This window comes from Streptomyces sp. FH025, from assembly GCF_017427025.1.
Taxonomy (GTDB): Bacteria; Actinomycetota; Actinomycetes; order Streptomycetales; family Streptomycetaceae; genus Kitasatospora.
Genome location: NZ_JAFLNG010000962.1, coordinates 1 through 2,272 on the forward strand (window position 1 = coordinate 1; position 2,272 = coordinate 2,272).

General features: G+C 72.2%; 4 protein-coding genes and 3 tRNA genes. 4 read left to right on the forward strand and 3 right to left on the reverse strand.

The window, feature by feature from the left end; genetic code table 11:
• On the reverse strand, positions 1–293 hold a 293-nt coding region (locus J0670_RS36150; protein WP_207816951.1), incomplete at its 3' end, for a DUF190 domain-containing protein.
• Complete coding sequence (gene crcB / locus J0670_RS36155) at positions 290–772, reverse strand: fluoride efflux transporter CrcB (RefSeq protein ID WP_207816953.1); 483 nt, start codon at positions 770–772, stop codon at positions 290–292. The genes J0670_RS36150 and crcB, both read right to left, overlap by 4 nt.
• Positions 773–854: 82 nt before the next feature.
• Here crcB and J0670_RS36160 point away from each other — a divergent pair, with 82 nt between their 5' ends.
• The 4 genes from J0670_RS36160 (at position 855) to J0670_RS36175 (ending at position 1,613) form a co-directional block, all read left to right on the forward strand.
• Positions 855–1,196 (forward strand): metallopeptidase family protein, encoded by a 342-nt coding sequence (locus tag J0670_RS36160; protein WP_207816956.1) that lies wholly within the window; start codon positions 855–857, stop codon positions 1,194–1,196.
• A 115-nt stretch (positions 1,197–1,311) separates the two neighbouring features.
• Positions 1,312–1,384: transfer RNA gene (locus J0670_RS36165), tRNA-Glu, on the forward strand.
• A gap of 54 nt (positions 1,385–1,438) precedes the next feature.
• Positions 1,439–1,512, forward strand: a tRNA-Asp gene (locus J0670_RS36170).
• A gap of 27 nt (positions 1,513–1,539) precedes the next feature.
• Positions 1,540–1,613, forward strand: a tRNA-Phe gene (locus J0670_RS36175).
• Between the two features lie 102 nt (positions 1,614–1,715).
• On the opposite strand, the gene J0670_RS36180 is transcribed toward J0670_RS36175, so the two are convergent.
• Positions 1,716–2,272 (reverse strand): hypothetical protein (locus tag J0670_RS36180; RefSeq protein ID WP_207816958.1); only part of this gene is annotated, 557 nt, incomplete at its 5' end.

The following is a 2,272-nucleotide window of genomic DNA, read 5'->3' on the forward strand; positions in this document are numbered from 1 at the left end:
ACCAGGCCCTCCGCCACCAGGTCCTCCAACTGCGGCAGGAACGCCCGCACCCGCTCCTCCTCGTCCACGACCACCACCGCCACCGGCAGGTCCTCGCTCAGCGACAGCAGCCGCGCCGTGTGCACCAGCGAGGAGGCGCCGAACCCCTCGATCCCCCGGAACACGCTCGCCCCGGCCAGCCCGGCGGCCCGCGCCCGGTGCACGATCTCGCTGTACAGCGGCCGGTGGTGCCAGGTGTCGCTCTCGCCCACCAGGACGGTCAGCCGCAGCGCCGGCCCGCTCAGCCGGCTCACCGGGCACCGCCCCCGCGGCCGGCCCGGCCGATCACCCGCCGGGTCAGCGCCGCCGCCGTCCACACCGCGCCGAGCGCGCCCAGCACGGTCAGCCCCAGGTACGCCAGCCCGGGCCCGAGCCGGTCCGCCACCAGCAGCCGCCGGATGTCCACCGCGTACGTGGAGAAGGTGGTGAACCCGCCCAGCACCCCGGTGCCGAAGAACGGCCGCAGCAGCGGATGCGCCGGGCGCCCCTCGGTGATCGCCACCAGGAACACCCCGATCACCGCGCAGCCGACCACGTTGACCGCCAGCGTCGTCCACGGGAAGGCCGTCGGCCCGGTCGGCCAGGCCAGCCCGGCCGCGTACCGCGCCACCGCCCCGACCGCCCCGCCGGCGGCGACCACCGCGACGGTCGGCCCCTGCCCGCGCAGCACCGGCGGCCGACCGGGCAGCGTCGCCGCCGCCCGCGCCTCCCGTGCGTCCTCCGAGGTCGCCATAGCCTCATCAAACACCGCCGCGAACACCGCCGCCCGCTGCCTGGCACACCGTCACCCCAGAGCCGACAATGATCCGGTGGAGATGACCCGGGAAGAGTTCGAGACGCTGGTCAGCGACGCCCTGGACGGGATTCCCCCGCAGCTCGCGGCCATGATGGACAACGTCGCGATCTTCGTCGAGGACGAGCCGGACCCGGACGACCCGGAGCTCCTCGGCCTCTACGAGGGCACCCCGCTCACCGAACGCGGCGAGTGGTACGCGGGCGTCCTGCCCGACCGCATCCTGATCTACCGCGGCCCCACCCTGCGCCACTGCGAGACCCGCGAGCAGGTGGTCGAGGAGGTCCGCACCACCGTCATCCACGAGGTCGCCCACCACTTCGGCTTCGACGACCACGAGCTCCACGAACTGGGCTGGTCCTGACCCGCCCCGCAGGCCCGCACCCCCACCCGGCCGAAACCCGTTTTGGCGATCCGCCCCGCATCCCATATGCTTCTCGTCGTCCCCAAGCGCTGGAAACAGCAACGGGAGGCCACAAGCCCTCATCGTCTAGTGGCCCAGGACGCCGCCCTTTCAAGGCGGTAGCACGGGTTCGAATCCCGTTGGGGGCACGCAGTACCGTTGTACAAGCAGTGCCGCAAGACCTGAGTGGTTCGCCACTACAAGGTCCCGTGGAGCAGTTGGTTAGCTCGCCACCCTGTCAAGGTGGAGGTCGCGGGTTCAAGTCCCGTCGGGATCGCTCGTCTCGCCAGAGACGGTGCAGTACGGCCAGGTAGCTCAGTTGGTACGAGCGTCCGCCTGAAAAGCGGAAGGTCGCCGGTTCGACCCCGGCCCTGGCCACAACCCGGGAAGCCCCCGTAGCGGATTCGCTACGGGGGCTTCGCCGTTCCCCGGCCGGCCGCCGGCGGGGTTCGCCACCGGCGACCTGAGGTCAGCGGCTCCTCAGGAGGAGCGGAACCAGCCGGAGTCGGTGCCGAGGACCGTGCCGTCCGCGCCGTAGAACACGAAGGACTTGGCGTCGGAGCCCGGCTTCTTGGCGACGGCGACCCAGCGGGTGCTGGAGTCCCCGACCGTGACCGGCACGGCTTCGGTGGTGCCGCCGGTCTCCCAGGTGACCACGACCTTGGCGACCTTGGGCGTGACGCCCTGGATCACCACCGGCGAGGCGCCCATCTCCCCGCCCTTGAAGCCGAGCATCGTTCCACCGACGGAGGTGAAGGCGCCCGAGGGCGTGTCGTCCGACGCGCCCAGAACGCCGGTCTGGTGCACGCTGTCGTCGACCTGTCGCTTGCCGTCCAGGGTGAGGTACAGGTTCACCTCGTCCATGTCCGGCCGCCACCCGCGGTCGATCTCGGTGTCGATCGGCTTCGGCAGCTGCGGGATGGCGGCGTGCCGGTCCTCCCACATCAGTTGCGCCTGCCGGTGGGCGTCCTCCTTGGTGGGGGCGGCCGGCCACAGGGCGGCCCAGGCCTGCCAGGTGCGGCCGTTCGCGGTGCCCT